Source organism: Moorena sp. SIO2C4 (assembly GCF_010672485.1).
Lineage (GTDB): Bacteria > Cyanobacteriota > Cyanobacteriia > Cyanobacteriales > Coleofasciculaceae > Moorena > Moorena producens.
On sequence record NZ_JAAHGN010000404.1, the window covers coordinates 1 to 6294 of the forward strand.

General features: G+C 44.4%; 8 protein-coding genes and 1 pseudogene. 8 read left to right on the plus strand and 1 reads right to left on the minus strand.

The features are described 5' to 3' along the window. Positions 1-177, minus strand: a pseudogene (locus F6K20_RS40755) (3'(2'),5'-bisphosphate nucleotidase); the annotation flags it as partial. A 341-nt stretch (positions 178-518) separates the two neighbouring features. On the opposite strand from F6K20_RS40755, the gene F6K20_RS40760 reads away from it, so the two are divergent. The 8 genes from F6K20_RS40760 to gshB form a co-directional block, all read left to right on the plus strand. Further along, a complete protein-coding gene (locus F6K20_RS40760) occupies positions 519-725 on the plus strand; it encodes a YqaE/Pmp3 family membrane protein (protein WP_008187337.1) in 207 nt (68 codons plus the stop codon). A 163-nt stretch (positions 726-888) separates the two neighbouring features. Next, positions 889-1047, plus strand: a complete 159-nt coding sequence (locus F6K20_RS20235; protein ID WP_008187338.1) for a YqaE/Pmp3 family membrane protein — start codon at positions 889-891, stop codon at positions 1045-1047. 24 nt (positions 1048-1071) lie between these two features. Further along, the gene (locus F6K20_RS20240) at positions 1072-1572 is read left to right on the plus strand and encodes a hypothetical protein (protein WP_008187339.1); all 501 of its coding nucleotides are present in this window, start codon (positions 1072-1074) and stop codon (positions 1570-1572) included. A gap of 768 nt (positions 1573-2340) precedes the next feature. Further along, positions 2341-2913, plus strand: coding sequence for a DUF3727 domain-containing protein (locus F6K20_RS20245; protein WP_008187340.1), 573 nt, complete (start codon positions 2341-2343; stop codon positions 2911-2913). 66 nt (positions 2914-2979) lie between these two features. Further along, positions 2980-4059, plus strand: a complete 1080-nt coding sequence (gene mltG / locus F6K20_RS20250; protein WP_287247689.1) for an endolytic transglycosylase MltG — start codon at positions 2980-2982, stop codon at positions 4057-4059. 174 nt (positions 4060-4233) lie between these two features. Further along, complete coding sequence (locus tag F6K20_RS20255) at positions 4234-4785, plus strand: YqeG family HAD IIIA-type phosphatase (protein WP_287247687.1); 552 nt, start codon at positions 4234-4236, stop codon at positions 4783-4785. Between the two features lie 304 nt (positions 4786-5089). Beyond that, positions 5090-5353 (plus strand): glutaredoxin 3, encoded by a 264-nt coding sequence (gene grxC / locus F6K20_RS20260; protein ID WP_287247685.1) that lies wholly within the window; start codon positions 5090-5092, stop codon positions 5351-5353. Between the two features lie 155 nt (positions 5354-5508). Further along, positions 5509-6294, plus strand: a 786-nt coding sequence (gene gshB / locus F6K20_RS20265) for a glutathione synthase (RefSeq protein WP_287295807.1), incomplete at its 3' end; no start/stop codon positions are given.

Sequence of the window (6294 nt, forward strand, 5' to 3'; positions counted from 1 at the left end):
TCCTTGGGCAAGTAAGCGGCAAATCACTGCCTGAGACCCATAATCGGCAACAGTGACAGGGCTTTTGTCACTTTTTTCCATAGCTTGAGTCACCCGTTCACTCCGGACTTGCTCACAAATTTTGGCAGCGGCTAAGGCTGCCTCAATCGCAACCTGTTTCTCTTGTTGATAAGACATTGTAAATAACTGCTCCTAAGGGCGAAAAGGTTTTTTGAAGTTTTTTTGGTCATGGGTAATAGGTATAGCTAATAGGTAATAGTCCCTTGAGTAATCACAAATCCCAATTAGGGATTACCTATTACTGACTACGAACTGCCTGGTTTTAAAGGCTTGTGGCCTAGCAGCATGTTTTTCCCTGACCTTAGGGACAGAGCTAGGAACTGGCAGTCATTCATAGGTGTCATAACCATTACAAAGGGGGAACTAATCTCCATTGCTGGCATCTTAGCTAGGAAATTCCGGATTAAGAGGAAATTACCAGGGAATTAACTAAGAGCAGTAATCGAGGTACAACAATAATGTATTTCATCCGGATCATCTGTGCCATTTTCCTGCCACCACTTGGTGTGTTCTTGCAAGTGAGTTTTGGCAAGTCATTTTGGCTTAATATTCTGTTAATGGTATTGGGTTTCATTGTAGGCACTCAACTTGGTTTTCCCAAATATGGTGTAGTGCCTGCCATACTCCATGCCGTATGGGTGACTGCTAATCAATATCAGGATTAAACTGTTTACTAGGGACTCTGCCCTAACCGAACACAGAACAGGGATTATAGGTCCGGTAACCCGGCTCTAAAACTAGAAGAATTTGGCACAATGGAAGTGAGTACGCAAACGCAGTGCTTAAGGCAATCAGCCTTGTCCTAACAAACACCAAAGGTATACCAGAATGGATTTAATTCGGATTTTATGTGCTATTTTCCTGCCACCACTGGGAGTATTTTTGCAAGTGGGTATTGGCTGGCCCTTTTGGATAAATATTCTTTTAACCCTATTGGGGTACATTCCAGGTATTATCCATGCCGTTTGGGTGATTGCCAAGAGATAAAATCAAGGATTAGACTGACTACAAATGTACAGTTCAAAACAATCATCCCAACCTGTGAAGTATAAGGCTTTGAACTATCAGGGAGTCTACCCCTGCCCAGTCTGTCGTGTGGGTCAGATTCAAAATTTATCGTTAATGGAAGCTTTTGCCTGTCACGAGTGCCGCCACATTTTCACTGCTGATCTCGAAAGGCAAATACTCAAAATAACCGATCGGCAGCCCCCAATGACCTGGCACTGGAATGGCAAAAAGTGGACAGGGGCCCATCTAGAGGGGGTTGAATGGGGATGGGTGAATTGGTTCTTAGCCTTGGCATTTGTAGTTTGTCCAACGACCTTAATTGGGGCAGCCGTTTATATGTTTCCCCCTGCCCCAGATAGTCCTGTATCTTGGCTTCCAGCTGCTTGGGTAGGGTTAACGTTTTTATGCCATCTGGCAATCGTTGTCTGGTTGGTGATGGAATTTTATCAATTTCCAGTTTGGGAGTACTTGAGAATTGGACGGCAGCGAATTATGGGTCGTTAGTTCTGTTAATTAACTTGAAAATAGTGCTGAGTATTGTTAAGAATAACACCCTTATATTTTCATCCTTTATAGTTTATAATTACTAATTCATACTTGCTCAGGCTCACAGCTCTAGCCGTTTACGTGTAAATTAAGTATAATTGGTTACAAAATTGAGTAATCCTGCTATAAGATAGGGGGTTGCTAAGCTGATGTGCATTTAAAGTTGGTTATTACCTGTTCCCAGATCCCCGCTATCCGAAGTTCCCTTCGAGTAATTTAGGTCTCCCAATCTAAATTCTGAACAGCTTAGTGCTAATTATGCTCGCGTAGCGGCTCGGAAAGAGCATCGCAACCCATGGCACTAAAACCTTTTGGCTGAGCTGATTTCCTAGAGCAACACATTCTTCTGCTCATGTTAAGTCCCACTGATTAGTTATACTTATAGGTTGCTAACAACACTTTTTTGCAACTGATTGACCGTAGGTCACGCTACGCGAACGCTATGATTGAAGAATGTGCAATTTTTAGCCATACCATAGTCAACTAATGCTTATGCTCACAGAAAGCCCATCATTGTATAAATAGTATAGACTAACCCATTCAAAGACAACTGCTGGAACTATCGTACTTGGTTTTGGTGCTATCCTGATGGGAAGCAGTCTACACTTGAGCGTACTGTCGCTTACTGTCAAAGCGTACTGTCGCGTACTGTCAAAGCGTACTGTCAAAAGGGAGGTTGGATTTCTTTCCACGACCACTTGACCACTAATAGACACATTAAGTGCCATGTTTTCATCTCAATCCCCCCAAGAAAATGGGGAATCTCCAAAAGGGGACATTACGCTGAAGGACGCTAACGGTAAAACTCTCGAATGTTACATTGAGCATTCCCTAGAGCTGGAGGGTTGTGAATACCTTCTGCTGTTACCTGTGGACTCACCCATAGAAATTGTTGCTTGGGATGATGATGAAGACTTAGCTGATGCCTCTCTAGTTGAAGATGAAGCTGAGCTTGACTTGATCTTCCCTGACGCCCAAGCTGTTCTGGCTGAGCAAAATCTTCAGCTCAAGCGCACCGCTTTTACCTTAACTGTTGCTGGTGAGTTGCCACCAGTGGACGAAGATGACATTCTCACCCTGGAAATTGAAGACGATAATGTTCCGATGGAAGCAGAGGAACTACAGGAGCTAGCGAGCTTTTATTACAAAGAACAAGAGTATGGCATTTATACGCCTGTAGAACCACTCCTGTTTTTTGCTCGCTCCAACCAATCTGGTCAACCCGAGTTACTGTCTACAGAGGAAATTAAACAAGTTCAGCCATTGCTCGAAGAACTGCTATTCGATGATCTTGATTAGGAGACAAGAACTCGGGTTGACCCCTTAAACGATTCAGGGGAAACTAGTGTTTTGGTGTATAAGAGTATGAAAACTCTCAAAAGCATCTCCAATAGGTTTTTTTATTTCGTTCTGTTGCCAACGACCCTTGGTCTTTGTGCATGGCAGGGCTGGGAGTGGTGGAGTTGGGTGGTATCCCCACCTGTTAAAGCACAATCTTCCGAAGATGTAGCTCCAACCCTCATAAAAATTGAGATTCCCCCAGGAACCCCAGGTCAGCAAATAGGCAGAGATCTTGAAGCTTCTGGTTTAATTCGCTCAGCCGATGCTTGGAAACTCTGGACTCATTGGCGTCAGCTGCTAGACCGAGATGGTGAGTTTAAAGCTGGAACTTACGAACTATCACCAACTCAACCCCTGCCAAAAATCGCCGAAACCATTTGGAAAGGGAAGGTGATGCAGCTGTCTTTCACCATACCGGAAGGGTGGTCGATTCAACAAATGGCGGATTATTTTGAATCCCTAGGATTTTTCCCGGCTTATGACTTTATCGCTGCTAGTAGCAAAATCCCCTGGGATAAGTACCCTTGGTTACCCAGTGACCTCCCTCATCTAGAAGGTTATTTATACCCAGATACCTATAAGTTACCCAGTGATGGCATCTCGCCACAAGCAGTCATCCAACAAATGCTTAATCGATTTGAGCAGGTAGCCTTACCAGTATACGAAAAAGGTCAGTACAAAACCCAGCTTAGTATCAATGATTGGGTAACATTAGGCAGCATTGTCGAGAAGGAAGCAGTAGTTGCTGAAGAACGCGATCGCATTGCTGGTGTCTTTACTGAACGGTTGCGGCGAGGGATGAGATTAGAAACCGATCCCACGGTTGAATATGGATTGGGGATTCGACAAACTGCTGATCAGCCCCTGACCTACAAGCAAGTGCGGCAACCCTCCCCTTACAATACCTATCTCAACCCAGGATTACCCCCGACCCCGATTGCCAGTCCTGGCATAGGGAGTTTGAAAGCAACCCTTGATCCCGAAGACACCGAATACCTGTTTTTCGTGGCTCGTTACGATGGCACTCATGTTTTTAGCAAAACCCTAACAGAACACGAAGCCGCTAAAAATGCTATCCGTAGAGAACGGCGAGCAAAGCAATAAACTACAACAACCAGTGATCAAAGAACCTTTCTAATATTGGTTCCATAGAACTGAATCACTTAACCGTTGCCCGCTGCCATCATCAGGCTGAGCGGGCTTAGTGTATTGACAATTGACGGGTAAGCATCAAAAATCAACAGAGTTACCAACCTTAAATTGATCAGTTAACTACATATGTCTTGGGTCTCAAAGTTACAACCTGACTTAATCCTTGGTGGCTCCATCTTAGACCTGACACCAGATATTCTCCAGCAATATCAGCTCTCAGGTCTAGTATTGGATGTTGACCAGACTTTAATACCAGTGACGAAATCCCGTGTTTCTGGAGAAATTGAACGGTGGGTAGAGCAAACTAGAGCAATGGTTTCCCTGTGGCTGGTTAGTAATAACCTTAGTGAAAATCGCATTAGCCGTATTGCTTCCTCCCTAGATTTGCCTTACATATACGGAGCTGGCAAACCTTCGCGACGCAAGCTGAAAATAGCTGTAGATGCGATGAACCTACCTGTAGACCAAGTGGCCATGGTAGGCGATCGCTTATTCACTGATGTCTTAGCTGGGAATCGACTGGGAATGTTCACCATTCTTGTAGAGCCCATAAGGGATCCGGCTATGAGTAAGTCTTTATACCCAATGCGTGATTTGGAAGTGTGGTTTTCTCAAGCCTTAGGGGTTTCGCTGACCACCATGCAACAAAACTTCAACAAACCTGACAAATCACAATAAACTGAAATATAAAGAAAATATTATAAAAATTACTAAACCAAGATTTGTCGGAAATAATAAGGGAGAGTTGGAAATCGGGTCAGCTTATATAAAGACCCTACATAAATGACCAACCTTTTAATATGGGGTCAGCTTATATAAAGACCCTAGATATAACAAACGCCTATAACTAATAGAGAGCCCAGCCTTGAGGTAATCAGGAGCTGGGCTGTCTATGATTTGGGATTAGGTTACTGACCTGGTGCGCCAAGCTAAACCCCACGTTAAAATTCAATAAACATTACTTAATACTATAACCCCAAGCATGAGCGCAAACGTTGAAATCTACACCTGGAGCAGTTGCCCCTTCTGTATCCGTGCTAAAGGTCTACTAAACAAGAAGGGAGTTGAATTTACTGAATACTCTATTGATGGTGATAACCAGGCACGGGAGAAGATGGCTCAAAGGGCAAATGGAGCACGCTCTTTACCACAGATTTTTATTAATGACCAGCATATCGGTGGCTGTGATGAGCTTCACACTCTGGAATTTCAGGGTAAGTTAGACAACCTCCTCAAGGCAAGCTAACCACTAGGTGATTGAGCATCTAGTCTGTAGGATCGCTAATGGTTATCGGCAATATCCCTGTTACCCGTTCCCCGTTCAAGATCTTGACCAGTATATTCCCCAATCAAATAGTATTGCTGTAGCATAGGGGAATTGGCTGACAGGGGAATTCAACCGTGAAATTTGCGTTTATCATAGACCCTCTCCCGAAACTTGATCCCGGTCACGATACTAGTGTGGCACTGATGGAAGCCGCACAAGAATTAGGTCATGAGGTTTGGGTCACTCAGGCTCAACAATTGAGTGTTATTCAGGGTCAGGCTTGGGGGCTTCTAGAACCTGTGCAACTAACTCCAGCCAAACTCGATGACGGGCATTGGGTCGTCAGTGAGCAGTGGTACCAGACTGGTAAGGCTCTGTTGAAACCTCTAGAGGAGATGGATGCTGTCTGGATGCGGACAGACCCGCCCGTTACCATACCTTACCTCTATGCCACCTATATCTTGGATTACATCAATCCAGATAAAACCTTGGTGATTAATGCACCAACTGGCATCAGGACAGCTAACGAAAAAATGTATGCCCTCCAGTTTCAGGAAGTGATTCCACAGACCATTGTCAGTCAGGATAAATCGGTGATTCGGCAATTCGTTGAGGAAAAAGAGGCAGCAGTACTGAAACCTCTAGGAGGCAAAGCTGGTGAGGGGATTATATTTCTACAGGCAAGCGATCGCAATTTTAACTCCTTGGTGGAAATTAGCACTAAACAGGGTAGTGAGCCAGTGATGGTTCAGGCTTATCTGCCTGCGGCGAAAGATGGAGATAAGCGGATTATCCTCTTGAATGGTGAACCGATTGGAGCAGTAAATCGCATTCCCACAGGTAAGGAATTTCGGGGTAACATGGCTGTGGGTGGTCGAGTAGCGGCTACGGAAATTACTCCCCGAGAGGAAGAAATCTGT